This window comes from Cellulosimicrobium sp. SL-1 (assembly GCF_011033075.1).
GTDB lineage: Bacteria > Actinomycetota > Actinomycetes > Actinomycetales > Cellulomonadaceae > Cellulosimicrobium > Cellulosimicrobium funkei.
Genome location: NZ_JAACJC010000012.1, coordinates 20,180 through 45,008, shown reverse-complemented (window position 1 = coordinate 45,008; position 24,829 = coordinate 20,180). Strand labels below are relative to the sequence as shown.

Below are 24,829 nucleotides of genomic sequence, written 5' to 3'. Positions count from 1 at the left end.
AGGAAACCGTGACCACCCAGGTCAGCGACGGGCGGGACGAGTCGGCCGAGGAACGGTCCGACCGGAACTGGGCGGAGCTCCTCCAGGAGCTGCGCGTCATGCAGATGGGCGTGCAGATCCTCACGGGGTTCCTCCTCACGCTGCCGTTCCAGCAGCGCTTCGGGGACCTCGACACCTTCCAGACCGGCGTCTACCTCGCGCTCGTCGCGCTGGCCGTGCTGTCCACCGGCCTGTTCGTGACGCCCGTGAGCCTGCACCGCACGCTCTTCCGCCGGCACCGCAAGACGACGCTCGTGACCCTGAGCGACCGGATCGCACGGTTCGGCGTGCTCGTCCTCGCGTTCGTCGTCACGGGGACCGTGCTGCTCGTGGTCGACGTCGTCGTGAACCGCACCGCGGCCCTGTGGTCGAGCGGCTGCGCGCTCGTGCTGCTCGTCGGCCTCTGGTTCGTCCTCCCGCGCCTCGTCGCCCGCGGCACCGCGGCGTCGGACTGACCTCGCGATCGAACCGCAGTCGCGCGAGGTAGAGAGGTAGAGCCCTGGTTCGCCGAAGTAGAGCCGTGGTCGCCCGAGGTAGACCCGTGGTCACGCGAGGTAGAGCCGATGCTCGCCGAGGTAGGGCCGTGGTCACGCGAAGTAGAGCCGTGGTCAACGGCGAAGACCGTGGTGGAACCGGGCACCACCCCCCCGGCCGCCCCGCGCCGGCCCGGAGGGTCGAGAGACACCCACTGTCCACCATGGGCCGCGGCCTCCGGCGAGCAGGTGATTGTGGCCCGTCAGTCGACCAGGACGAGCCCAGATCACCTGCTCGCCACCGAGTTCCGGCGCGACCGCGGTGACCCGGTGGGCCGTGCGGTGCGAGCGCACCTGACCCCGCGGGCAGTCGCTCGGGCAGGGGAGACCCAGAGGTGAGACGACGCCGGGCGGGGTGGGCGGTGGTGCCGCGTCGTGGCGGGCCTGGCGGGAGCCGCGAGGAACGAGCGGCGGATGGTAGACGCGGCACCACCGCCCACCCCGCCCACCCGGGGCGACCACGCGCCGTCGGGCATGACCACGGCTCTACCTCGCGTGACCCCGGCTCTACCTCGCGTGACCACGGCTCTACCTCGCGTAACCACGGCTCTACCTCGTGTGACCACGGACTCTCTCGGAGAGTCAGGAGGACGACGCGGAGGCGCGGGCCTGGACGCCTCGACGGACGGGGCCGAGGGTGAAGAGCAGGGTCAGCAGTGCGGTGAGGGCGAGCAGGCCGAAGCCGAGGCCGTACGTGCCCTCGAGCTGGTAGACGGCGCCCATGAGCAGCGGCGGGATGAACCCGCCGAGGCCGCCCGCCGCGCCGACGAGGCCCGTGACCGCACCGACCTTCTCGACCGGTGCGACCTTCGAGACGAGGGCGAACGTCGCGCCCGACGACGCACCGAGCGCGGCAGCGAGGCCGAGGAACGCGATCGTCCCGACCGGCACGAGCGACGGCTGGAACGCGACGACCGCGGCGAGCGCCGTGACGACGGCGAAGCACGCGACGGACACCGGCACGCCGCCGAACCGGTCGGACAGCGCGCCGCCGACGGGCCGCATGACGACGGCGAGCACGACGAACCCGGCGGTGCGGGCCGCGGCGTCGGACGCGGTGAGGTCGTAGGCGTTGACGAGGAACGTCGGCAGGTAGACGGAGAACGCGACGAACCCGCCGAACCCGACGGCGTACAGCCAGGACAGCTGCAGGGTGGCGGGGAGGCGGAACGTCGCCCAGGTGCGGGACCAGAACCCGCCGGCGGGGGCGGTCGCCCGGCCGGGCGGGACGCGCAGCAGCAGCCACGACACGACGGCGAACACCGCGAGGACGGCGGCGACGAGGAGGAACGGGGCGGCGTCGCCCCACGCGTCGCGGATGCGGACGGTGGTGAACGCGGAGATCGCGGTGCCGCCCATGCCCATGCCGAAGATCCCGACGGCGGTGCCACGCCGCGCGGGCGGGTACCACGCGTTGACGAACGGCACCCCGACGGCGAACGCGGTGCCGCCGAGACCGAGGAAGAAGCCGCCGACGATGAGCCAGACGAAGCTGTCCGCGACGAGCCCGACGAACAGCACGGGCAGGATCGTCAACGCGCTGACCAGCGGGAACATGACGCGCGCGCCGTACCGGTCGGTGAGCGCCCCGACGGGGATGCGGCCGAGCGACCCGACGACCACCGGCACGGCGACGAGCACGGACACCTGCACGTCCGTGAGGTCGTACTGCTGCCCGTACGCCGCACCGAGCGGGCTGATGAGCGCCCAGGCCCAGAAGTTCACCGCGAACCCGATGGTCGCGAGGACGAGCATGAGGGTCGGGGAGGTGGACGTCGACGTCGTCGTCGCGGAGGGTCCGGCGGCCCTGCCCGCGTCCTGCTGCGCCATGGCGACTCCTGGGGGAGGTGCCCGTCGTCGGGCACGGGGGAGGTCGTTGCGTCGAGCACCTCCACGCTAACGACGCTCCCCGCGCCGCGCGCGGGGAACCCCCCGTACCGTGGGGGCGTGCTCGACTGGCTCTTCGGGGGCGTCGCCCTGCTCAACGTGTACGCGCTCGCCCTCGTGGTGCTGCGCGCGCCGCTGTACCGCACGCGCGTGTACCGGCCGATGCTCCTCAACATCGGGCTCTCGATCGCGCCCGTCATCGTGCTCGGGCTCGTGGTCGTCGTCGACGCGGTGCTCATCGCGGGCGGTGCCCCGTCGTGGGCGGTCGTGGCGTGCGCCGTCCTCGGGTTCGGCGTCTGGCTGCTGCTCCTGCCGAACGCCGGCTACCTCGTCACGGAGCTGAACTACAGCCACCGCCAGGAGGGCGAGGAGGTCCCGCTCTGGTACGACATCGTGGCCGTGCTGACGCTCGCCCTGTCCGGGGTGATGAACACGCTCGTCAACGTGTTCCTCGCGCAGGCGCTGCTCGCGATCGTGCTCTACCCGGACGACGACGCCCCGTTCCGCCGGCCCGTGTCGTGGGTCGTGGTGCTCGTCGTGCTGGCGCTCGTCTCCGTCGGGATCTACCTCGGCCGGTACGTGCGGTTCAACAGCTGGGACCTCGCCCACCCGGTCCAGTTCGTGCGCAAGCTCGTGCGGCACTTCCGGGCCCGCGGCGCCGTGCAGGACGCCCTGCTCTTCGTGCTCCTGCACACGCTGTTCTTCGCGGTCATGTACGCGATCGTCATGGGGCCGGTCACGACGCTCCTCGTGCGCGGGGCCTGACGGCCCGTGCGGTTCCGGCGACGGCCCGTGGCGGCCCCGTAGGATGCGCGCCGTGACGTCGACCGCGCCGAAGGCCGCCCGGGGCGTGCCGCTGCTCCGCGCCGTCGTGGGCACGTGGCCGCGCCGCGTGGCGCTCGCCGTCGTCCTGGGTGCCGTCGTCGGCACGACGGCGGCCGGCGGGCTCGCCCGGCACGACGCCGCCGATTCGGGGCCGGCGCGGGGCGCCGCGGGGGAGCCGGTCGCCACGGGTCCCTTCGACCTCACCGTGCGCTCGTGGTCCGTGACGGACGCCGTGCAGGTCTCGGCGCTCGAGGACTCCGGGGCGGACGCGTGGCTCGTCGTGGTCGTCGGCGCGCTCGACACGGACCGCGAGTCGCGCCGGCTCGACCGCACCGCAGTGACGCTCCCCGACGAGCTGCCCGGCGGCCTGGCGCTCGCGGGCGACGCGGAGCCGGACCGCCCGGACCCCACGCTGCTCGTGCGCGACGCGTCGTCGTACCCCGTGCTCTCGCCGGGCCTCGCCGACGACGTCGCGCTCCTGTGGCCCGTGTCGGTGCCGGGGGAGAGCGGCGCGGTGAGCACGCCCGACGAGCCGCTGACCGTGACCGTCCCGACGTTCCGGTACCGCGACATGACGGTCGGCGGCGGCCGGCGGTGGGCCGAGACGGGCGCGGTCACGCGCGTGGACGTCCCGGCCGGGGCCGTCCCGCCCGAGATCGTGGACCCGCCCGAGACGGAGGACGGCTGGTGACCGAGGAAGCGACCGCCGTGGCACCGGACGGGCCCGTGACGCCGGGCGGTCCCGGGGCGGTGGAGGGGCGCCCGCGGCGGACCGGCCGGGCCGTGACCGTCGTGCTGCTCGTCCTCGCCGTGGGGGCGGGGGCCGCGGTGTCGCGCGTCGACACGTGGTGGCCCACGCTCACGCCGACGACGTCGCGCGGCACCGTGGGCGAGGTCGTGACCGCCGGTCCGGTGCGCGTGCGGGTCGACGACGTCCGCAGCGGCACGACGCTCGACGACGGGTCCGGCCCGCTGACGACCGAGGGCGTCTGGGTCGTCGTGGACCTGGCGGTGTCCGGGACGACGGGCGAGGCGAGCGTCGAGGTGGTCGAGCTGCGCGACGCCGCCGGGCGAGACCACGAGGCGTCGCGCCGCGTGGGCAACCAGGTCCTCAGCACGTTCGCGGACCCGGACGTCCCGGAGGCGGGGACCGTCGCCGTCGAGGTGCCCGCGCGGGCGCTCGAGGGCGACCTCGTGCTGCGCGTGCTCACGGAGCACCAGGACGCGGACCTCGACCGTCCCCAGGCGATCGCCGAGGTCGACCTCGGCCGCGTCGCGCCGCCCGCCGCGGGGGACTCCCTGGAGACGGTGCGGCCCGCGCTCGTCCCGGGTGGGTGGGACGCATGAGCGCCGGCTGGTGGCGGACCAACCGCTGGTGGCTGCCCGTGCTGGTCGTGGCGCTCGGCGCCCTGGGCTGGCTGACCTGGCGGTCGGACGACGTGCAGGCCTGGTGGTCGGGCGAGCCGCGCGTCGCGCACGCGCCGGACGCCGACGGCTGGGCCCAGGTCGGTGACGTGCGGGCCCGGCTGGTGGGTGTCGAGGCGGTCGACGGGCTCGACGACGGGTACGGCGGCCGGATCGAGGTGCCCGACGGCTACACGCTCTGGGCGGCCGACGTGTCGCTGCGCTCCGACGCGCCGCCCGCCCCGGAGGGCGCGGAGGAGACCTTCTCGTCGTGCGCGGTGCTGCTCCGGGACACGGCCGGCCGGGAGTACGCGGCAGGCGCCTCGGCGCTCCCGGGCATGCCGTACCCCGAGGCGCCGGTCTGCACGGGCGCCGTCTCCAGCCGGAGCACGCAGCACTTCCTGACCCCGGACGACGCCGAGCCCGCCGAGGTGCGTCTCGTCGAGCCGAGCCTCCTGCCCGCGTACTGGTCGCTCCCCGTCGCGGACGTCGGCTGACCGCCGGGACCGGCCGGGTGCCGGGTCAGGCTGAGGCCGCGCCGACCGTGGTCGGCGTGCTCGGCGTGCTCGGCGTGCCGGTGCCGACGGCGGTGTCCGGCTCCCCGGCCCGCCGCGCCGCACGCCGCGTGCGCAGCGCGGACGGCAGGCCCAGGCTCGCGAGGAGCGCGTCGGCCGCGGCGGCGAGCAGGACGGTCGTGAGCACCTGCACGACGACGGTCGCGACCGTCTCCAGCGGGCCGACGAGCGCGCGCCACGCGACGATCCCCGGCTGGCCGACGACCGCCTGCGCGGCGGTGAGCACGACCTGCTCGGCGAGCGTGAGGAGCGCGAACGCGACGCAGAAGAGCAGCACCGCGCCCCAGCGGCTGCGCCACAGCATCCCGAGGGCGCCGACGAGGCCGCCGAACCGCCGGCCCGGGTCGAGCATGAGCGCCCACGCCCGCTGGGCGCCGCTCTCGCCGAGCGTCCGGTTGAACCGGTCGACGGCGCGGGCCGTGCGGCCGGTCGCGCCGTCGTCGCCCGGCACCGCGTGGGCGGGGTCGACGACGTCGATCGCCTCCACGCCGTACACGATCGTCCCGAGCGTGAGCCACGCGAGCGGCACCACGAGCCCGGTGACGACGCCCGCGACGAGGAGGGACGTCGTCGGGCCCACGGCCTCGACGAGCGGCTCGAGCGCGTCCACGCGCGCGACGACGCCGTCCCACCAGGTCGTCACCTCGACGACGACGACGCGCGTCGACCACCACTCGCGCACGCGCCCGACGAGGGCCGTGACGGTGAACGCGCCGACGACGATCCAGACGACCTCGCAGTAGCCCGCGGCGATGCGCACCGCGGCGGAGCGGGCGCTGTGCCGGGCGTCGCCGTCGCGCGCGGAGACGTTGCGGTCGAGGCGTCGCGCGAGCCGTTCCAGCAGGGTGCGGGCGAGCAGCGCGCCAGCGACGACGAGCACGACGGTGAGCCCGAACCCCTCGGGGACCGGGCTGGCGGTCTCGATCCCCGCGCCCGCCGCGAACGCGTGGTCGAGCGCGGCGGAGTCGATGTACGCCTGCCAGTCGGACGACAGGCCGCCGTAGAACTCGTAGATGACGAGGTAGGGGACGAGGACCGACGCGATCGAGCCGAGCAGCGCCCGGACCTCGAGCCGGTCGCGCTCGGTGCGCGGCTCCCGCCGCAGGACGTGCAGCATGACGACGATCCCGACGACCGTCGCGAGCGGCGAGAAGCACAGCACCAGGAGGCCCAGCACGCCCGACGACGGCGCGACGGCGAGCGCGGCCCGCAGCGCGAGCTCGTGCAGGACCTGCGCGAGGACGGCGACCGCGACGAGCGCGGGCCAGTGCCGGGCCAGGAGCCGGCCCGCGTCGGCGAGGACGCGCAGGCCGGCGCGCAGGATCGAGTCCTGAGGGGGCGTCGGGCTCGCCGGCGGGGCGGTCACGCGCGCCAGGCTACCCGGCGGCCCGGCCTCCCTCGCGCGGACGGAGCGGGCCGGACGTCAGGCGCGCGACGCGAGGCGGGCGACGACGCGCTTCGCCTCCTTGCCCGCGAAGCGGCGGGCGAGGACGCCGACGCCCGCGGCGACGGCGGCGAAGGTCACGGCCTGGACGACGCCGACCTCCTCGTCGTCGAGGTCCTTCGGGGCGTCGTGCCCGGTCACCTTGGCCCAGACGAACGTGACGAGCTTCTGCGCGGCCCAGCCCGCGGCGAAGGTCAGGGCGACGGTCCCGACCTTGAGGGCCAGGGTCTGCTCGGTCTCGTTCGTGTCGGCCACGAGGGGTTCCTCCGTCGGTCGGGGCGCCGGGCGGCGCCGGGCGTGCTCGCACGACCACCGTAGTGCGAAGTCGCCGCCCACGCGTCGCCCGGCGCGCTCGCCCGGCTCAGTCGTGGCTCACCGCGTCCAGGACGGGCAGGCGCGCGGCGCGCACCGCGGGCCACACCGCGGCGACGACGCCCACGACGCCGGCGAGCACGAGCATGGCGCCGAGCTGGGCCCACGGCACGGCGAGGGTCGTGAAGCCCTGGTCCGCGAGCACCGACGGGAGCGCGGCGGCGAGGCCGGTCCCCACGGCGAGCCCGACGGCCGTGCCGAACACCGCGACGAGCACGGACTCGATGAGGATCGTCGTCGCGAGCTGGGCCCGCCCGAGCCCGACGGCCCGCAGCAGCCCGATCTCGCGCGTCCGCTCCGCGACGGACAGCGCGAGCGTGTTGACGATGCCCAGGACGGCGACGAGGACGGAGAGCCCCAGCAGGGCGTAGACGATCGCGAGGACCGACTCGACCTGGCCGGCGACGTCCGCGGCGAACTCGTCGGCGTCGAGCACGGACGCCACGACGTACGGCGCGACGGCGTCGGTCACCCCGGCCCGCACGGCCGCGAGGTCGGCGTCGGGCTCGGTGTCGAGGAACAGCATCTCCGTCGTCGTCGCGCCGACCGCGGCCGCCACGTCGGGCGGCAGGAGCAGGTCGACGGAGAACGCGTGCGAGTCGACCACCGCGCCGATGCGCACCTCCCGGGCCGGGAGGTCGGGCCGTGCCGGGTCGGCGAGCGTCAGGACGTCGCCCAGGGCCCAGCCGTGCTCGTCGAGCGCGTCCGCCATGACGGCGGCCTCGCCCCGCGCGTACGCGGCGAGGTCGCCCTCGGTCGCGGTCGTGCGTACGGAGCGCCCGAAGCCCTCGGCGGGGAACCCGACGACGAGCTGCGGCTCGCCGTCGACGACGACCTGCCCGTACGTCGTGACGTCGACCGCCGCGACGCCGGGCACGGCGCGGACGTCGCCCGCGACCCCGTCGGGCAGGTACGGCATCGCCGAGCGGACGACGAGGTCGGCCGCGGTCTCCTGGTCGACGATGTCCTGCACGGAGACGCGGGTGGACAGCGCGAGGACGGACGTCGTCGAGACGAGCGCCATCCCGACGACGAGCGCGCCCGCGGTCGCCGCGGTCCGCCGCGGCTGGCGCGTGACGTTGCCGCGCGCGAGACCGCCGAGCGGGCGGACCAGCGCGACGAACGGCGCGGCGAGGACGGTCAGCACCGGGCCGACCGCGAGCGGGGCGAGGAGGAGCACGCCCGCGACGACGCCGGCCGCGCCCAGGCCGAGGAGGGGCGCGCCCCCGCTGCCGACCACGGCCGCCGCGACGACGAGCCCCACGCCCGCGAGCAGCGCGAGGGTCCCGGCGGCGGCACGGGCCCGCCCCGTCCCGGCGGGCCGGACGACGTCGGCGCGCATCGCCTCCACCGGGCGCACGAGCGCGGCGTGCCGCGCGGGCAGGGCGGCGGCGAGCACCGACACGACGACGCCGACCACGAGCGGGACGGCGACCCCCGTGGCCGTGACGGGCAGCGAGCCGGAGAGCTCCATGCCGACGGCGCCGAGCCCGCTGCGGGCGAGCTCCGCGAGGCCGAACCCGGCCCCGACGCCGAGCAGCGCGCCCACGGCCCCGACGACCGCCGCCTGCCCCACCACGGAGCCGAACACCTGCCCGGGCGACGCGCCCACCGCGCGCAGGAGCGCGAGCTCGCGCGTGCGGCGTCGGACGTGCATCGAGAACGTGGTGGTGATGATGAACGTGCCGACGAACAGCGCGAGCGCGGCGAACACCAGCAGGAACGTCGAGACGAACCCGAGCTGGTCGGTGATCGCCTCGCTCGTCTCGGCGCGCAGCTCCGCCCCCGTCAGCGCCTCGGCGCCCGCGGGGAGCGCGGTCGCGACGGCGTCCCGCAGCGCCTCCGGGGAGACGTCGTCGGCCGCGTACAGCGCGACCGACGGGACGAGGTCGTCGGGCGCGTACGTCGCGGCGGCGGTCCCGGCGTCGAGCAGGACGATCGTCGCGCCCGCCATCGGCGCGGACAGCGAGACCTCGCCGACCACGCGCACGGGCCGCACGGCGTCGCCCAGCACGACGTCGGTCGTGCCGCCCACCGCGAGGCCCGACGCCGCGAGCGTCGCCGACTCGAGCGCGACCTCGCCGCCGTCGCGGGGCGCGCGGCCGTCGACCACCTGGGGGCCGGGGTCGCGGGGGTCGTAGGCGACGCCGATGCTTGGCGCCTGGCTGCCGAGGACCGCGGTCCCGTCCGCGCCCACGAGCACCGCGGGACCGCTCACCTCGGGGAGCGCGAGCGCGACGTCGTCGCGCGCGCCGAGGTCGTGCGCCAGGTCCGCCGGGACGAGGCTGCGCGCGCCGCCGACCTGGGCGGACGCCGACGTGAGCGCGTCCCCGGCGGGGGACGCGCCGCGCACGTACGCGTCCGCCTGGACCGACGAGGCGACGATGCCGTCGAACGTGGTCGCGAGCATCGCGCGCAGCGCGAACGTGCCGGTCACGAACGCGACGCCGATCGTCACGGCGAGGACCGAGAGGACGAGCTGCGCGCCGTGCGCGCGCACGCCGCGCAGCGCGATCCGGCCCATCATCAGGCGGCCGCCGTCGTCGGTGCCGGGGTGGCGTGCGCCGGTGACGGCGCGGCGGGCGTGAGGGAGCCCAGCGTGTCGAGGACCGCCTGCGGCGTGGGGTCGTGGAGCTCGGTCACGAGGCGGCCGTCCGCGAGGAAGAGCACCCGGTGGGCGTACGACGCGGCGGTCGGGTCGTGCGTGACCATCGCGACGGACTGGCCGAGGTCGTCCACGGACGCGCGCAGGAAGCCGAGGACCTCCGCGGCGGCGCGGGAGTCGAGGTTCCCCGTCGGCTCGTCCGCGAGCACGATCGCGGGACGCGACACGAGCGCCCGCGCGCACGCGACCCGCTGCTGCTGCCCGCCCGACAGCTCGGCGGGCCGATGCCCCAGCCGGGGGCGCAGGCCCACGGCGTCGACCACGCGGTCGAACCACTCCCGGTCGACGGGCCGCCGCGCGATCGCGAGCGGCAGCACGATGTTCTCCTCCGCCGTGAGCGTCGGCACGAGGTTGAACGACTGGAAGACGAACCCCAGGCGCGTCCGCCGCAGGCGCGTCAGCCGGCGCTCGCTCATGGCGGAGACGGTCTCTCCGTCGACGACGACGGTCCCCGCCGTGGGGGAGTCGAGCCCCGCGAGGCAGTGCAGGAGCGTCGACTTGCCCGAGCCGGACGGGCCCATGATCGCGGTCAGGCGCCCCCGCTCGAGGTCGACGTCCACGCCGTCGAGCGCACGCACCGCGGCCTCGCCGCGCCCGTACGTCTTCACCAGCCCGCGCGCGGTCGCGATCGCGGGTCGCGCAGCGCCCTGAGCGCCCTCAGCGCCCTCAGTGGGCGGGCCCTCGCGCGGGGTGCTCCGCTGTGCCGCACCTGTCGTCGTCACGTCCTCGTCCGTCCTCTCGTCGTGCCGCTGCGCGGGAGCGTCGTGGCTCGCCGGGCGGCGCCGTCCTGTGGTGGCCGCCGGGGCTCCCGGCGGCCGTACCGACCCTCCCGCGGCGCGCGTGCCCGCGGCATCGGGGGCGGGCCCCGAACCGCCCCTGGTCCGCGGTCGCCGGTGCTCAGGGTTCTCTCAGGGGAGTCTCCGGGTGAGGGGCCGGTGTAGGCTCGCGGTGAACGACAGGGGAGCTCCTGGAGGAGCTGAGAGTGCGGACCACCGCAGACCCTCGAACCTGATCCGGTTAGCACCGGTGGAGGAAGTCGGGAATCTCGATCACCTGCTCGCGCGGTCCGTCGCGCTCACCCGGCGCACGGCTCGTCGGGCCGGTGGACCCCTCCTGAACGTCCAGGGAGGACACATGCAGCACACGACCACCGTCGCCCGCCGCGGCCGGGCCCTCGCGACCGGCGTGGGCGCGACGCTCGCGCTCCTCGCCCTCGCGGCCTGCTCGGGTGGTGACGGCGCCGGGGGCGACGACGCGTCGTCGGGCATCGGGGGCACGGTCACGCTGGTGACCCACGACTCCTTCGCGGTGAGCGACGACGTGCTCGCCGCGTTCGAGGAGGAGAGCGGGCTCACCGTCGAGCAGGTCGCGCCCGGCGACGGGGGCGCGCTGGTCAACCAGCTGATCCTCACGAAGGACTCGCCCCTCGGCGACGTCGTGTTCGGGATCGACAACACCTTCGCGTCGCGCGCGATCGACGAGGGCGTCCTCGAGCCGTACACGCCCGCGGACGTCTCGGAGTCCGCCGCGTCGTACGCGGTCGGCGACGGCGGCGAGCTCACCGCCGTCGACCTCGGGGACGTGTGCGTCAACGTGGACCACGCGTGGTTCGCCGACGCGGGGATCCCCGAGCCCGTGACGCTGGAGGACCTGGCGAAGCCCGAGTACCGGGACCTCCTCGTCGTGACCAACCCCGCGACGTCGTCGCCGGGCCTCGCGTTCCTCCTCGCGACCGTCGGGGCGTTCGGCGAGGACGGCTGGGAGGACTACTGGGCGGACCTGCGCGCCAACGGCGTGAAGGTCGTCGACGGCTGGTCCGACGCGTACTACGTGGACTTCTCCGGCTCGGAGGGCGCGGGGCCGCGCCCGCTCGTGCTGTCGTACTCGACGTCGCCCGCGTTCACGCTCACCGAGGACGGCTCCGCGTCGACCACGGGCGCGCTGCTCGACACGTGCTTCCGCCAGGTCGAGTACGCGGGCGTGCTCGCGAACGCGAAGAACCCCGAGGGCGCACAGCAGCTCCTCGACTTCCTCGTGAGCGAGACGTTCCAGGCCGACGTCGCCGACCAGATGTACATGTACCCGGCCGACGACTCCGTCGCGCTGCCCGACGGCTGGGCCGAGTTCGCGCCGCTCGCCGACGAGCCCTTCGAGGTCGCGCCCGCCGACGTCGCGGCGCACCGCGACGAGTGGATCAAGGCATGGACGGCGACGGTCGTCGACTGACCCCCGGTCCCCCGGCGACCACGGCTCTACCTCGCGGGGTAGAGCCGTGGTCGCGCAGGGGAGAACCGTGGTTTCCCGAGGTAGAGCCGTGGTGAGGGGTCGGGCGGTCCGGCGGGGCGGCGTCGGGCGCGGGGTGCTGTGGGGTCTGGCGGCGGCGGTGCCGCTCGCGTTCCTCGGGGTGTTCTTCGCGTGGCCGGTCGTCACGCTCGTGGCGCGCGGGTTCGTCGGGGACGACGGCGGCCTCGACCTCTCGGGGTTCGCGGAGGTCTTCTCCGAGCCCCGCACGTGGCGGATCGTCGGCCTCACGCTCTGGCAGGCCGTGCTCGGCACGGCGCTGTCGCTGCTGCTCGGCGTGCCCGGCGCGTACGTGCTGTACCGGTGCCGGTTCCCCGGTCGGCGGGTCGTGCGCGCGCTCGTCACGGTGCCGTTCGTGCTCCCGACCGTCGTCGTCGGCGTCGCGTTCCGGTCGCTGCTCGTGCAGGGCGGCCCGCTCGGGTTCCTGCGGCTCGACGAGACGTTCGCCGCGATCGTCGTCGCGCTCGTGTTCTTCAACTACTCCGTCGTGGTGCGCACGGTCGGCGGGCTCTGGGAGCACCTCGACCCGCGCGCCGAGCAGGCGGCGCGCGCCCTCGGCGCGACGCCGTGGCGCGCGTTCCGCACCGTGACGCTCCCGGCGCTCACGCCCGCGATCGCGAGCGCCGCGTCGATCGTCTTCCTCTTCTGCGCGACGGCGTTCGGCGTCGTGCTCGTGCTCGGCGGCATCCGCTACGGGACGATCGAGACGGAGATCTGGATCCAGACCACGCAGTTCCTCGACCTGCGCACCGCCGCGGTGCTGTCGGTCGTGCAGCTCGTGGTCGTCGCGGCGGCGCTCACGGTCGCGAACCGCACGCGGGCCCGGCGCGAGCGCGCGCTCAACCTGTCGTCGTCGGCGTCGTCCGCCCACCCGCTCCGCCTGTGGCGCGACGGCCGCCCGACGGGCGACCTCGCGCCCGCAGCGCTCACCGCGGCCGTGGTCGCCGTGCTCGTCGGGCTGCCGCTCGGCACGCTCGTCGTGCGCTCGTTCCGCGTCCCGGGCGGCGGCTGGGGCCTCGACAACTACGCGAACCTCGGCACCACGGGCGGGCGCAACGCGCTGTCCGTCACCGTGTGGGAGGCGGCGGGCAACTCGCTGCGCACCGCCGCGCTCGCGACCGTGCTCGCCGTCGTGATCGGGGGTCTCGTGGCGCTCGTCGTGTCCCGGCGCCCGCGCTCGCGCGGCGGGCGGCGCGCGATCTCGGTGCTCGACTCGGTGTTCATGCTCCCGCTCGGGGTCTCCGCGGTGACGGTCGGCTTCGGCTTCCTCGTCACGCTCGACCGGCCGCTCGGCCTCGACGTCGACCTGCGCACGTCGGGGCTCCTCGTGCCGATCGCGCAGGCGGTCGTCGCGACCCCGCTCGTCGTGCGCACGGTCCTGCCGACGCTGCGCGCCATCGACCCGCGCCTGCGCGAGGCCGCCGCGACCCTCGGCGCCGCGCCCGGGCGCGTGTTCCGCACGGTCGACGGCCCGATCGCCGCGCGCTCGCTCGGCCTCGCCGTCGGGTTCGCGTTCGCCGTCTCGCTCGGGGAGTTCGGCGCGACGTCGTTCCTCGCCCGCCCGGACAGCGCGACCCTGCCGGTCGTGATCTTCCGGCTCATCGGGCGCCCGGGCGCCGAGAACTACGGCATGGCGCTCGCGGCGAGCGTCGTGCTCGCGCTGCTCACCGCGACCGTGATGCTGCTCGCCGAGCGGTTGCGCGGCGACCGACCCGGAGGAGAGTTCTGATGGTGCAGACCGACCCCGCCCCCGCGCGCGCGGGCACGCCGGAGCCGTCGCGCCCCGGCCCCGGCACCGGGGAGACCGCCGGGCTCGCGGTGCGCGACGTCGTCGTGCGGTACGGCGGGCGCGGCACCGGGGGAGCGCGCACGGACCCCGGCACGACGGCGGTCGCGGGCGTCACGCTCGACGTCGCGCCCGGCGAGGTGCTCGCCCTGCTCGGGCCGAGCGGCTGCGGCAAGTCGAGCCTGCTGCGCGCCGTCGCGGGGCTCGAGCCGGTCGCCGCGGGCTCCGTGGCGTGGGACGGCCGCGACCTCACGGGCGTCCCCGTGCACCGCCGCGGGTTCGGGCTCATGTTCCAGGAGGGCCAGCTCTTCCCGCACCGCGACGTCGCGGGCAACGTCGCCTACGGGATCGCGGGGCTGCCGCGCGCCGAGCGCGACGCGCGCGTGGCCGAGCTGCTCGACGTCGTCGGGCTCGCCGGGTACGAGCGGCGCGCGGTCGCGACGCTCAGCGGGGGCGAGCGCCAGCGCGTCGCGCTCGCGCGGTCGCTCGCGCCGCGCCCCCGCCTGCTCCTGCTCGACGAGCCCCTCTCCGCGCTCGACCGGGGGCTGCGCGAGCGCCTCGCGCTCGACCTGCGCGAGGCCCTGCGCGCCACCGGCACGACGGCCGTCTTCGTCACCCACGACCACGACGAGGCGTTCACCGTCGCCGACCGCGTCGCCGTCATGGACGCGGGCCGGCTCCTCCAGGTCGCGCCGCCCGAGGACCTCTGGCGCGCGCCCGGGTCGCGCCGCGTCGCGGAGTTCCTCGGCTACCAGGCGTTCGTCCCGCACGGGCCGGGGAACCTGCTCGCGGTCGGTCCGCGCGGCCTGCGGCTCGCGGGCGAGGGCGTGCCGGTGTCGGACGACGGGTGGGACGCGACCGTCGTCGGGAGCGTGTTCCGCCGCGGCGCGGTCGAGGTGACCGTCGACGTCGACCTGCCCGGACGCTCCGGCGGTGCGCCCGCGCGGCTGGTGGCGCTCGCGGGCGCCCCGGCGGTCGTCGAGCCGGGCGACCGGGTGCGGGTCGTCGTCGACCCGGCCGGGTGCGCCGTCGTGCCGGACTGACGCCCGGGCGGGTCGCCCGGGCCGTGCGACGAGCGAGAGGGCCGCAGCCGACCTAGCGTCGGGGGATGGACGACGTGACGACCGGTGACCACCCCCCGGAGAAGAACGGCAGCAAGTCCGCGAAGATCCTGTACCGCCCCGTCGGCATCGTCAGCTCCGTCGTGGGCGGGCTCGTCGCCGGGCAGGTGTTCAAGCAGATCTACAAGCGGGTCTCGCCCGGCCACCGCAAGGACGCCCCGACACCTTTGCAGTCGGAGTACCCGCTCAAGGAGATCGTGCTCGCGGCGCTCCTGCAGGGGGCGGTCTACGCGGTGGTGAAGGCGCTCATCGACCGCGGCGGGGCGCGCGCGTTCGAGCGCTGGACGGGGGAGTGGCCCGGCGACTGACGGTCAGTCGAGGCCCGCGGCATGGACGAGCAGCGCGACCTGCGTCCGGTTCTCCAGCCCGAGCTTGAGCAGCACGCTCGACACGTGGGCCTTGACCGTCGGGACGCTGAGGAACAGGCGCGCGGCGATGTCCGCGTTCGTCGCGCCGCGCCCGAGTTCGACCGCGACGTCGCGCTCGCGCCCGGTGAGCGCGTCGAGCGCGGCCCGGGCCCGCTCGCGCTGGCCGCCCGCGTCGGCGACCGACGTCATGAGACGCCGCGCGATCTCCGGCGACAGCACGGGCTCGCCCGTCGCGGCCGCGCGCACGGCGGCGACGATCCGCTCGGGCGGCATGTCCTTGAGCAGGTAGCCGGACGCCCCGGCGTGCAGGGCGCCGACCACCTCCTCGTCCGTGTCGAACGTCGTGAGCACGACGACGGCGGGCGCGTCCGGCCGCGCCCGCACGCGCCGCGTGGCCTCGATCCCGTCGACGCGCGGCATGCGCAGGTCCATGAGCACGACGTCGGTCGGGTGGGCGTCGAGCACGGCCGCCACCTCCGCGCCGTCGGCGGCCTCGCCGACGACCTCGATGCCGTGCGCGCCGTCGAGCATGAGGTGCAGCCCGGCGCGGACCAGCGCGTCGTCGTCGACGATCACCAGGCGGGTGCGCGCGGTGTCCCGGGGGACCGTCCCGGCGTCGTGGTGGCCGCTCCCGCGCGGGTCGTCCCCGCGCCCACCCTGCTCCGTCACGCGTCCCACGGTAGCCGGACGTCGAGGACGAACCCTGCGTCCCGCGCCCCGGCGTCGAGGGTCCCGCCGAGCAGGTCGACGCGCTCCCGGAGCCCGACCAGCCCGGTGCCGGTGCCGCCGCCCGCGCGGTCGCCGACGCCTCCCGGGCCGATACCGCCGCCCCCGCCCGTGCCGACGGGGACGCGGCGCGGGCCGTCGTCGGACACCGTGACCCGGACCTCGCCCGCCCGGGCGACGACGCGGAGCGTCACCGGGCCGCCCGGCGCGTGCCGCCGGGCGTTCGTCAGCCCCTCCTGCGCGACGCGGAAGGCCGCGACCGCGACCGTCGGCGGGACGTCGGCGGACCCCGTCCGCTCGTAGGTCACCTCGCCGCCGGCGTCGCGCGCCTCCACGACGAGCCGCTCGACGTCGTCGAGCGTCGGCTGCGGCGACAGCGCGTCGGCCCCGCCGGGCCCGGGCTCGGCGCGCAGCACCCGTACGACGTCGCGCAGGTCGTCGAGCGCCGAGCTCACCCCGGCGCGCACCAGTCCCGCGGCGCGGGCGAGCCGCTCCGGGTCGGCGTCCGGCCGGTACTCGAGCGCGCCCGCCGTGGCGGCGAGGAGCGAGAGCCGGTGCGCGAGGGTGTCGTGCATCTCGCGCGCTATCCGGGTGCGCTCCGCGACGCGCGCCTCGGCCACACGACGCTCCTGCTCGCGCTCGGCGCGGCGCGCGCGGTCCCGCAGCGACCACAGCAGCTGGTCGCGCGCCTGTGCGTACTGGCCCCAGCCGAGCAGGGCGGCGTGCACGGCGAGGTCGCACAGGAGCCACCAGCCGAGCGGCAGCGCCTGCGGCCGCCACAGCGCCTGCACGGCGTGGCCGAGGAAGCCGGCGACCGCGACCGGGAGCGCGGTGCGCAGCGGGTACCAGCGCGCGACCTGCAGGGTCGCGACGGTCGAGGCCGGGGTCGCGGCGCCCGAGTACGCCGCGAGCGAGGCGAGGACCAGCGCGCCGACCACCGGGGCGTCGCGCGGGGTCCGCGACCACAGCAGGGGCAGCACCGCGAGGGCGAGGACCGCGACGGCGACGTCGAGCCACGGGCCCGCGCCGGCGTCGTCCTGCGCGACGACCCCGGCGGTCGCGAGCGCCGTGAGCGCCGCGACGGCGAGCCAGGCGAGCGCGACCACCCACCCGGGGACGAGGACGTGCGTGCCGTCGCGGCGCGCGGCGGCCGTCGCGAGGACGGGGCGCCCGGCGAGGGGAGGGCAGTCGGTGGTGGTCATGCTCCGGACGCTAGGCGGCCGGTGCGCGGCCGACCACCGACCAAGGTCGGGGGTCGCCGTCCGGCAGGAGGGTCGAGGCCCGACGCCGGTCGGCCCGGCCGCCGCCGTCCGGCCGATGCGAAGGGAGTCCCCGGGCCGCGAGCGTGGGGACGTCGGCACCCGCCGACCGCGGCCCCGGCCGCACGAGCCGCGGCCCCGCCGCGCGACGAAGGAGGAACGTCATGTCCACGACGCGGAGCACCCCGAGCAGCACCTCGCACGGCGCCGCGCACGTCCCGGGCCACCCCCGCGCGTCCGTTCCGGACGGGCGGACGGCACGGCGCGTGCCGCGCTGGGTGGTCCCGCCCGTCGCGGCGGTGGTCGCCGCCGTCGTGCTGCTCGTCGGGACGGCGCTCGGCGTCGACCCCGCGGTGCGCACCGCGACCGGGACGCAGACGGTCGGCGTCGTGGCGGCGGTCGTCGTGACGCTCGTCGTCGGGTACGCCGGGTGGGGCGTGCGCGCGCTGCTCGGCCGCCGCCTGCGCTCGGGCGGCCGGCGGCCCTGGCTCGTGACGTGCGGCGTCGTGCTGCTCGTCTCCCTGCTCGGCCCGCTCGGAGCGGTGACGCCCGGCGCGGTGACCCTGCTCGTCGTCGAGCACCTGACGGTGGGCGCGACCCTGACCCTGGGCCTGCGCCGCTGACCCCCGCCCCCCGCCCCCAACCCCGCCGCCTCGCCCCACCCCCACCCCGTCGAACACGGGGTCGGCGACTGCTATCCGCCGGATCCGGTCGCTGACCCCGTGCTGGGCGGTCGTGGGGGGTGTGGTTGGCGTCGGGCGATGAGTTTCTGGGGGCCCGACGGTCTGCCCCGTCATCGATCTCCCCAGACCGGAAGGCCGCTCATGACCGCGACGCTCGTGTCCACCCTGTTCCTCTCGCTCGACGGCGTCGCCGAGATCAACCCGGCGTGGCACTTCCCCTACTTCGACGACCACATGGCCGCGGCGGTGGACGAGGACTACCGGGACGTCGATGCGCTCCTCCTCGGACGCGTCACGTACGACAGCTTCGCCGGGGCGTGGCCCGAGCGGGAGACCGCCGGGGACGAGGACGCGGAGTTCGCCGCGCGCCTCGGGAACCTGCGCAAGATCGTCGCGACGCGCGGCGACCAGGACCTTGGGTGGCGGCACGTCGAGCGGGTCGACGGCGACCTCGTCGACGCGGTCCGCGCCCTCAAGGAGGAGCCGGGCGTCGGCAAGGTGCTCGTCGCCGGGTCGATCTCGGTAGTCCGCCAGCTCCTCGCGGCCGGGCTGCTCGACGAGCTGCGCCTGCTCGTCCACCCCGTCGCGGCGCGTACCGGCGAGCGGCTGTTCGACGAGGGCGAGCCCGTCTACCCGCTGACGCTCCTGCGCTCGGAGACGTTCCCCACGGGCGTCGTGCGGCTCGTCTACGCCCCGGGCGAGATCCCCGGGGACGTCGGCTACGACGACGTCAAGGACAAGGTGCCGTCCGGCGACGCGTGACGCGCGACGGCGACCACCGCGACGTCGTCCTCGCGGCCCGGGTCGTCGAACGCCGCGACGACGCGCTCGCACAGGAGCGCCGGGCTCGCGTCGGCGCTCCGCCCGGCGACCTCGGCCAGCCGGTCCAGCGCGTCCACGAGGGACGCCCCGCGGCGCTCGACGAGACCGTCGGTCACGAGCACGAGGAGGTCGCCGGGGGCGAGCACGTCGTGGTGCGCGGGGCGGGACCGCGGGCTGGGTACGCCCAGCAGGCGCGAGCCCGCCTTGGCCCGGTCGACCGTGCCGTCGGCGCGCACGAGGAGCGCGGGCAGGTGGCCGGCGTCCGTCAGCTCGAGGGCGCCGGTCCGGGGGTCGAGCACGCACACGCACACGGTCGCGAACTCGGGGTGGTCCTCGCGCAGCGCCGCGTTGAGCAGGTCCAGGGCGGACGCCGCGTCGTGGCCCTCGCGCAGGTAGGCGCGCAGCGTGACCCGCACCTCCGCCATCACGGTCGCCGCGCGCAGCGAGTGCCCCTGGACGTCGCCGATGACGACGGCCACGCGCCCGTCCGGCAGGTCGAACGCGTCGTAGAAGTCGCCGCCGACGTCCAGCCGGTCGTCCGACGCCTCGTAGCGCGCGACGACCTCGACCCCGCCGCTCACCTGCAGCCCCGACGGCAGGAGCGCGCGCTGGAGCGCGAGGGCGATCCGGTGCTCCTCGGTGAACGTGCGCAGGTTCGACAGCGCGACCGTCGCGGCCTCCGTGAAGCGCGCGGCGGCCTCCTGCTCCTCGTCGGACAGCGGCTCGTCGCCGACCTCGATGCCCAGGCCGCCGACGAGCGCCCCCGACGCGTCGACGAGCCAGTGCGTGAACCACGCCGACGGTCCGACGCCCGCCTCGTCGAAGAGCGGCCGCCAGGGGAGGGGGACCTCGTCCGGGCCGAACACGGCGGTCGACGCCCCGGTCGGCGGGAGGACCGCCGTCGGGCCGCGACCGCGCACGAGCGCGGCGCCCTCCGCGACGCAGACGGAGCGCAGCACGACCCCGGCGTCCGCGACGACCATCGAGATCACGGCGCGACCGAGGACGGCGCACGCGCCCCGGGCGGCGTGGTCGGCGACGGCCTCGGGCGAGCGCGCCTCGTGCAGGGGGACGAGCGCGTCGGTGAGCGCCTCCAGGCGGCGGGCGGTGCGCCCGGCGCCACGCTGGGCGTCGACGCGTCGGCACAGCGCGCTGATCGTCGCGAGGAACTCGTCGCGGTCGAGCGGCTCGGGCAGGTAGGCGTCCGCGCCGCCCTCCAGCCCGGCGGTGCGGGCGGCGGCGTCGACGTCGGTCGCGGAGACGTGCAGGACGGGGAGGTGCGCGGTCGCGGGGTCGCTCTTGAGGATCCGGCACACCTCGCGGCCCGAGAGGTCCGGCAGGTTCACGTCGAGCACGACGGCGTCGACCGGGGTCGTGGCGTGCGCGAGCGCGTCACGGCCGGTCCCGGCCTCGACGACGCCGAACCCGGCCCGCCGCAGCCAGCTCGCCATGACGTACCGGTGCGCGGGCGTGTCGTCGACGACGAGCACGGTGCGGTCGGCGTTCATCGGCTCCGCACCTCGCGCCCGAGGGCCGCCACCAGGCGGTCGCGGTCGATCTCGGACTTGGCGAGGAACGGCACGTCGCCGATGCCAGGCGGCGGCGGCGCGCTCGACATGAGCACGGCGGCCGTGGCCGGGTGGACGTCGCGGATCCGCGACCGCAGCGCGAGGCCGTCCGTGCCGGGCAGGCACACGTCGAGGAGCGCGACGTCGGCCGGGCCGTCGTGCAGGAGGGCGAGCGCGTGCGTGGCGTCGTGCGCGACGCTGACGCGCGCCGCGGCGTCGCGCAGCATCGAGGCGACGACCGACGCGTAGGCCCGGTCGTCGTCGACGACGAGCACGTGCCCGAGCGGGGTGTCGCGGCCGGGGGCCTCCTCGGGCTCCGGGCGCGCGGCGGGGGCGTCCTCGGGCACCGCGGAGAGGGACGGGAGGCGCAGCGTGAACACGCTCCCGGCGCCCGGGCGCGACGTCGCGACGAGCGTGCCGCCCAGCGCCTCGGAGGTGCGGCGGGCGTACGGCAGGCCGAGGCCCGTGCCGCGGACGGTCGGCTGGAGGCGGTTGGGCACCTGGACGAACTCCTCGAACACGGCCTCGAGCTGGTCGGCCGGGATCCCGAGACCCGTGTCGCGCACGTCGAACCGCACGACGTCGCCGTCGGCCGCCGCCCGCAGCACGACCTCGCCCTCGTCCGTGAACTTCACCGCGTTCGTCAGCAGGTTCCGCAGCACGCGGGACAGCAGCCGACGGTCGGTGACGAGCGTGAGGCCCGGCTCGGCCGCGACCCGCAGGAAGACGCCGGACCGCACGAGCGGCAGGGTCGTGCCGCGCAGCTCGTCGAGCAGCGCCCCGAGGTCGACGGGCGTGGGCTCGACGTCGTCGTGGCCCGCCTCGGCGCGCGCCAGGTCGAGCAGCTCGTCGACGAGCGTGAGCAGCGTCGTCGCGCTCTCCCGCAGGAACCCGACCTGCTGCGTCTGGTCGGCGTCGAGGTGGGAGTCCGACAGGAGCGAGGTGAGGCCGATGATCGAGTTCACGGGCGAGCGCAGCTCGTGGCTGACGTTTCGCAGGAAGCGGGTCTTCGCCTCGTTCGCGGCGGCGAGCTCGCGGCCGCGCTCGTCGAGCTCGGCGTACAGCGCGACGACGCCGGTGTTGGTCTCCTCGAGCTCAGCCGAGAGCTGGTCGTACATCGCGAGGACGCCGCGGTTCGTCTCCTCCAGCTCCTCGTTGAAGCGCCGGAGCTCGTCCTGCTGGCGCGTCAGCTCGTCGAGCGTCCGCACGAGCTCGGCGTTCTGCACGCGCACCTCGTCGCTCGCGTCGGCGACGTGCGCGGCGGCGGTGGACCGGCGCACGCCCGCGAGCGTCGCCTCGTCCGTGCGCGCGGTCGCCGGCAGGGCCTTGGTGAGCAGCACGCGCGTACCGGTCGGGTCGACCTGCAGGCCGGGGACGAGCCGCCGGGCGGCGGGGACGCCGCCGTCGCTCGAGTCGCCCTCGACGAGGAACGGCGTCCCCGCCACGATCTCGGCGCGCAGCGTGGCCTGCGGCAGCCCGGGCAGGACGCCCACGACGACGTCGGCCGTGCCGGAACCGACCGCGGACCGCCCGATCTCGGACAGCGCCGTCGCGACGCGCACCTGGTCCTGCGTGTCGAGGCCGAGCAGGCGGCAGATCTCCCGCCCCGCCCGGCGCAGCGCGAGCACGTCGGAGTCCGAGCGCAGCTGGGTGATGAGGAGGGTGGTGCTCACGCGGCCTCCCGGGGGATCGGCAGCACCGCCACGCACGAGTCGTCGCGGCGCACGGCGTGGTCACGGAGCAGGACGCCCGCGACGACGAGGGGGGAGCGGACGGCGAGGCCCGGATAGTCGGCGAGCGACCACCGGGCCGTCAGCCCGTCGCTGTGCAGCACGACGACGTCGCCCGGCTCGGCGGGGTACGTCGTCTCGCGCAGCGGCCGGCCGCGCGTCCCGGCGATGCCGGGGTGGCTCACGAGCCCCCGCGAGCGCGCCCCGTGGACGGTCCCGGCGATGTTGCCGAGGCCTGCGTGCCGCAGCACGCCGCCCGACGCCTGGACCACCGAGACGGCTGCGCCGCGCGTGCCGCCGAGGGCGCCGTGCACACGCTCGAGGAGCGCGACCGCGCTCCCGGCCGGCGCGTCGAGGAAGGCCCGCACGGCAGCGCCGGAGGCCACCGCGGCGAGCGGGCCGTGGCCGAGCCCGTCGGCGACGAGGAGGCTGGGCGCGCCGTCGTCGTGGCGCACCGCGAGGGCGTCGCCGCACACGTCCTGCCCGGTCATGGGGCGGGTCACGCCCGTGGGCGCCGCGAGGTCGGTGGTCGCGCCGTGCGCGACGAACGTCGCCGCGATGACCGTCCCCTGGCCGGGCGACGTCCACGCGTCCCACGCCGACGCGAGGCGGGGGAGGGTGCCGAGGCCGATGCCGAGCGTGCCGCGGCTCGAGACGCCGTCGCGCATCGCCGCCGTGATGTCCCGCATACCGGGCCCGGCGTCGACGGCGAGCACGTCGAGCGCGGCCTCGGCGCCGGTGCGCCGTACGCGGACGAGCACCGAGCCACCCCCGGCGTGGCGGCACTGGTTGGTCGCGAGCTCGGAGACGACGAGGCCGACCTCCGCCGCGCGCTCGTCGTCGAGGCCGAGGTTCCGCGCGGCGGTGCTCGCGCCGCGCCGCACGCTGCCGACCGCGGACGGGTGGTCCACGGTGTACCAGGTCCCGTCCTCGACGAGCGTGCGGCGGTCGTCCGGGCGGTCCGGCTCCGCCGAGGTCATCGGGACCAGGTCGCGATCTCGACGCGCGTGCCCACGCCCGGCGCGGTGTCGATCGCGAAGTGCTGGACGAGGCGTCGTGACCCCGAGAGCCCGAGCCCGAGCCCGCCGCCGCTGGTCCAGCCGTCGGTGAGCGCGAGGTCGAGGTCGGGGATGCCCGGCCCCTCGTCCGAGAAGACGGCGCGGACGCCCGTCCGCGCCCCCTCCGTGACGAGCTGCACCTCGGCCTCGCCACCGCCCCCGTACACGAGGGTGTTGCGCGCGAGCTCGCTCGCCGCCGTCACGAGCTTCGTCTGGTCGACGAGCGAGAGGCGTGCCTGCTGCGCGAGCGACCGCACGAGCTGGCGCACCTTGACGACGTCGGAGTCCGTGCGGACCGGCACGCGCTCCGCGGTCGTCGGCGGCGGGGTGGTCGTGGTCACCTCTCCTCGCGCTCGGCGGCGGCCAGGAGCACGTCCTCGGCGGACCGCTCCTCGGGGGCGAGGAGCGCGAGGCCGCGCTCGACGTCCAGCGCGGTGCGGACGTCGCCGAGCGACAGGCCGAGCTCGACCATGGTGATGGCGACGGCCGGGCGCATGCCCACGACCACCGTCGTCGCGTCGAGCACGTGCGAGATCCCGGCGACCGACGCGAGCATGCGGCCGATGAACGAGTCGACGATCTCCAGCCCGGAGATGTCGATGATCACGCCGCGCGCACCGGTGTCGGTGATCCGCTGGGCGAGGTCCTCCTGGAGCTGCAGCGCCGTGTCGTCCTGGAGGTCGATCTGGATCGAGACGAGGAGCGTCGAGCCGATCTTGAGGATGGGGACGCCGTCGGTCATGCGGGGAGCCCGGCCTGCCGGGTGTCGCGGCTCGCGCGCAGCGCGTCGACGAGGGCGTCGGCGAGGGTCGCGCGCGTGCGGATGTCGCCGAACTCGATGCCGAGCGCGACGATCGTCTGCGCGATCTGCGGGCGGATGCCGCTGATCGTGCACTCGGCGCCCATGAGGCGCGCCGCGACGACCGTCTTGAGCAGGTGCTGCGCGACCTGGGTGTCCACCGCGGGCACGCCCGTGATGTCGATGATCGCGTGCTCGCTGCCCGTGTCGACGAGCGTGTTGAGCAGCTTCTCCATGACGACCTGGGTGCGCGCGGAGTCGAGCGTCCCCACGAGCGGCACCGCGACGATGCCCTCCCAGAGCTTGACCACGGGTGTGGAGAGCTCGAGCAGCTGCTCGGCCTGCTCGGCGATGATCGCCTCGCGCGCGGCAGCGAACGTCTCGAACGTGAAGAGCCCGAGCTGGTCGACGAGGCGCAGCAGCGGGGTGACGTCCGTGTCGGCACCGGTCGCGGAGTCGAGCCGGTACAGGCCCTCCTTGAGGGCGAAGACGCCGATCGCGGTCTCGCGCGGCGTGAAGCCGAGGCGCGCGCGTGCGGACGACACGTCCGCGAGGATGCCCCGGAGCTGGTCGAACGCCGGCTCGGCGAGCGACACGCCGCCGGCGCGCAGGCCCTCGAGGAGCGCGTCGAGGATCTCGCCCTGCTCGCGCTCGAGCTCGCCCCGCGAGGTGCGGCCGTGGAGCTCGTTCGCTGCAGCCTCCAGCCACGCGCTGCGCACGGCGTCCGCGTGCTCGATCAGGGTCCGAGCGAGAGTCTCGGGGGTGGCGGCGTCGGCCATCGGGGTTCCTTCCACGGTGAGAGCGACGCCGAACGGGCTCGCGGCGGTCGCGCGCCCGCCAGTGTACGCAGGGCGCGGGCGCTCG

Annotated in this window: 24 protein-coding genes and 1 riboswitch; of the genes, 11 read left to right on the top strand and 13 right to left on the bottom strand. The window is 76.2% G+C overall.

What is annotated here, in order from left to right:
- Window positions 1-8 precede the first annotated feature (8 nt).
- Entirely contained in the window at window positions 9-494 is a 486-nt protein-coding gene (locus tag GWJ10_RS17600; protein ID WP_163188748.1) for a DUF6328 family protein, read from the top strand.
- Between the two features lie 660 nt (window positions 495-1,154).
- Here the strand turns inward: GWJ10_RS17600 and GWJ10_RS17595 are convergent.
- Entirely contained in the window at window positions 1,155-2,402 is a 1,248-nt protein-coding gene (locus tag GWJ10_RS17595) for an MFS transporter (protein ID WP_163188747.1), read from the bottom strand.
- A gap of 117 nt (window positions 2,403-2,519) precedes the next feature.
- On the opposite strand from GWJ10_RS17595, the gene GWJ10_RS17590 reads away from it, so the two are divergent.
- Genes GWJ10_RS17590 through GWJ10_RS17575 form a run of 4 tightly spaced genes read left to right on the top strand, consistent with a single transcriptional unit; the run spans window position 2,520 to window position 5,185 of the window.
- Window positions 2,520-3,224, top strand: coding sequence for a DUF1361 domain-containing protein (locus GWJ10_RS17590; protein WP_163188746.1), 705 nt, complete (start codon window positions 2,520-2,522; stop codon window positions 3,222-3,224).
- Window positions 3,225-3,276: 52 nt separating this feature from the next.
- Window positions 3,277-3,975: a hypothetical protein gene (locus GWJ10_RS17585; protein WP_163188745.1), complete on the top strand. Its 699-nt coding sequence runs from the start codon at window positions 3,277-3,279 to the stop codon at window positions 3,973-3,975.
- Window positions 3,972-4,631 carry a hypothetical protein gene (locus GWJ10_RS17580; RefSeq protein ID WP_163188744.1) on the top strand — a complete coding sequence of 220 codons (660 nt, stop codon included), beginning with the start codon at window positions 3,972-3,974 and terminating at the stop codon, window positions 4,629-4,631. Before GWJ10_RS17585 ends, GWJ10_RS17580 begins: the two co-directional genes overlap by 4 nt.
- Entirely contained in the window at window positions 4,628-5,185 is a 558-nt protein-coding gene (locus tag GWJ10_RS17575) for a hypothetical protein (RefSeq protein WP_163188743.1), read from the top strand. The genes GWJ10_RS17580 and GWJ10_RS17575 overlap by 4 nt, the downstream gene beginning before the upstream one ends.
- Before the next feature lie 25 nt (window positions 5,186-5,210).
- Here the strand turns inward: GWJ10_RS17575 and GWJ10_RS17570 are convergent, their stop codons facing one another.
- From GWJ10_RS17570 to GWJ10_RS17555, 4 genes are all read right to left on the bottom strand, one after another.
- Window positions 5,211-6,629, bottom strand: coding sequence for a hypothetical protein (locus tag GWJ10_RS17570; RefSeq protein WP_163188742.1), 1,419 nt, complete (start codon window positions 6,627-6,629; stop codon window positions 5,211-5,213).
- 57 nt (window positions 6,630-6,686) lie between these two features.
- Complete coding sequence (locus GWJ10_RS17565; protein ID WP_163188741.1) at window positions 6,687-6,962, bottom strand: DUF4235 domain-containing protein; 276 nt, start codon at window positions 6,960-6,962, stop codon at window positions 6,687-6,689.
- A gap of 106 nt (window positions 6,963-7,068) precedes the next feature.
- Entirely contained in the window at window positions 7,069-9,606 is a 2,538-nt protein-coding gene (locus GWJ10_RS17560) for an ABC transporter permease (protein ID WP_346773840.1), read from the bottom strand.
- The gene (locus tag GWJ10_RS17555) at window positions 9,606-10,373 is read right to left on the bottom strand and encodes an ABC transporter ATP-binding protein (RefSeq protein WP_241005897.1); all 768 of its coding nucleotides are present in this window, start codon (window positions 10,371-10,373) and stop codon (window positions 9,606-9,608) included. The genes GWJ10_RS17560 and GWJ10_RS17555 overlap by 1 nt, the downstream gene beginning before the upstream one ends.
- Window positions 10,374-10,691: 318 nt before the next feature.
- A riboswitch (TPP riboswitch) is annotated at window positions 10,692-10,796 on the top strand.
- Between the two features lie 82 nt (window positions 10,797-10,878).
- Here GWJ10_RS17555 and GWJ10_RS17550 point away from each other — a divergent pair.
- From GWJ10_RS17550 to GWJ10_RS17535, 4 genes are all read left to right on the top strand, one after another.
- Entirely contained in the window at window positions 10,879-11,970 is a 1,092-nt protein-coding gene (locus GWJ10_RS17550; RefSeq protein ID WP_163188739.1) for a thiamine ABC transporter substrate-binding protein, read from the top strand.
- Between the two features lie 88 nt (window positions 11,971-12,058).
- The gene (locus GWJ10_RS17545; protein WP_206158431.1) at window positions 12,059-13,774 is read left to right on the top strand and encodes an iron ABC transporter permease; all 1,716 of its coding nucleotides are present in this window, start codon (window positions 12,059-12,061) and stop codon (window positions 13,772-13,774) included.
- Window positions 13,774-14,874, top strand: coding sequence for an ABC transporter ATP-binding protein (locus tag GWJ10_RS17540; RefSeq protein WP_163188737.1), 1,101 nt, complete (start codon window positions 13,774-13,776; stop codon window positions 14,872-14,874). The genes GWJ10_RS17545 and GWJ10_RS17540 overlap by 1 nt, the downstream gene beginning before the upstream one ends.
- Window positions 14,875-14,939: 65 nt before the next feature.
- Entirely contained in the window at window positions 14,940-15,260 is a 321-nt protein-coding gene (locus tag GWJ10_RS17535; protein WP_061267789.1) for a DUF4235 domain-containing protein, read from the top strand.
- A 3-nt stretch (window positions 15,261-15,263) separates the two neighbouring features.
- On the opposite strand, the gene GWJ10_RS17530 is transcribed toward GWJ10_RS17535, so the two are convergent.
- Both GWJ10_RS17530 and GWJ10_RS17525 read right to left on the bottom strand, forming a co-directional pair.
- Entirely contained in the window at window positions 15,264-15,896 is a 633-nt protein-coding gene (locus GWJ10_RS17530; protein WP_206158440.1) for a response regulator transcription factor, read from the bottom strand.
- A gap of 89 nt (window positions 15,897-15,985) precedes the next feature.
- Window positions 15,986-17,248, bottom strand: coding sequence for a histidine kinase (locus GWJ10_RS17525; RefSeq protein WP_163188736.1), 1,263 nt, complete (start codon window positions 17,246-17,248; stop codon window positions 15,986-15,988).
- Window positions 17,249-17,469: 221 nt separating this feature from the next.
- On the opposite strand from GWJ10_RS17525, the gene GWJ10_RS17520 reads away from it, so the two are divergent.
- Window positions 17,470-17,928 (top strand): DUF6069 family protein, encoded by a 459-nt coding sequence (locus GWJ10_RS17520; protein ID WP_241005885.1) that lies wholly within the window; start codon window positions 17,470-17,472, stop codon window positions 17,926-17,928.
- A gap of 201 nt (window positions 17,929-18,129) precedes the next feature.
- Window positions 18,130-18,750, top strand: a complete 621-nt coding sequence (locus GWJ10_RS17515) for a dihydrofolate reductase family protein (protein ID WP_163188735.1) — start codon at window positions 18,130-18,132, stop codon at window positions 18,748-18,750.
- On the opposite strand, the gene GWJ10_RS17510 is transcribed toward GWJ10_RS17515, so the two are convergent.
- The 6 genes from GWJ10_RS17510 to GWJ10_RS17485 are packed head-to-tail and all read right to left on the bottom strand — an operon-like array spanning window position 18,708 to window position 24,744.
- On the bottom strand, window positions 18,708-20,318 hold the full coding sequence (locus GWJ10_RS17510; RefSeq protein ID WP_163188734.1) for a fused response regulator/phosphatase: 1,611 nt from the start codon (window positions 20,316-20,318) through the stop codon (window positions 18,708-18,710). The genes GWJ10_RS17515 and GWJ10_RS17510 overlap by 43 nt on opposite strands.
- Window positions 20,315-22,051, bottom strand: a complete 1,737-nt coding sequence (locus GWJ10_RS17505; RefSeq protein ID WP_163188733.1) for an ATP-binding protein — start codon at window positions 22,049-22,051, stop codon at window positions 20,315-20,317. Before GWJ10_RS17505 ends, GWJ10_RS17510 begins: the two co-directional genes overlap by 4 nt.
- Window positions 22,048-23,088 (bottom strand): ATP-binding SpoIIE family protein phosphatase, encoded by a 1,041-nt coding sequence (locus GWJ10_RS17500; protein WP_163188732.1) that lies wholly within the window; start codon window positions 23,086-23,088, stop codon window positions 22,048-22,050. The genes GWJ10_RS17505 and GWJ10_RS17500 overlap by 4 nt, the downstream gene beginning before the upstream one ends.
- Complete coding sequence (locus GWJ10_RS17495; protein WP_206158430.1) at window positions 23,085-23,507, bottom strand: anti-sigma regulatory factor; 423 nt, start codon at window positions 23,505-23,507, stop codon at window positions 23,085-23,087. The genes GWJ10_RS17500 and GWJ10_RS17495 overlap by 4 nt, the downstream gene beginning before the upstream one ends.
- Window positions 23,504-23,908 carry an STAS domain-containing protein gene (locus tag GWJ10_RS17490; protein WP_021483159.1) on the bottom strand — a complete coding sequence of 135 codons (405 nt, stop codon included), beginning with the start codon at window positions 23,906-23,908 and terminating at the stop codon, window positions 23,504-23,506. The genes GWJ10_RS17495 and GWJ10_RS17490 overlap by 4 nt, the downstream gene beginning before the upstream one ends.
- The gene (locus tag GWJ10_RS17485; RefSeq protein ID WP_043653447.1) at window positions 23,905-24,744 is read right to left on the bottom strand and encodes an STAS domain-containing protein; all 840 of its coding nucleotides are present in this window, start codon (window positions 24,742-24,744) and stop codon (window positions 23,905-23,907) included. The genes GWJ10_RS17490 and GWJ10_RS17485 overlap by 4 nt, the downstream gene beginning before the upstream one ends.
- Between the last annotated feature and the right edge of the window lie 85 nt (window positions 24,745-24,829).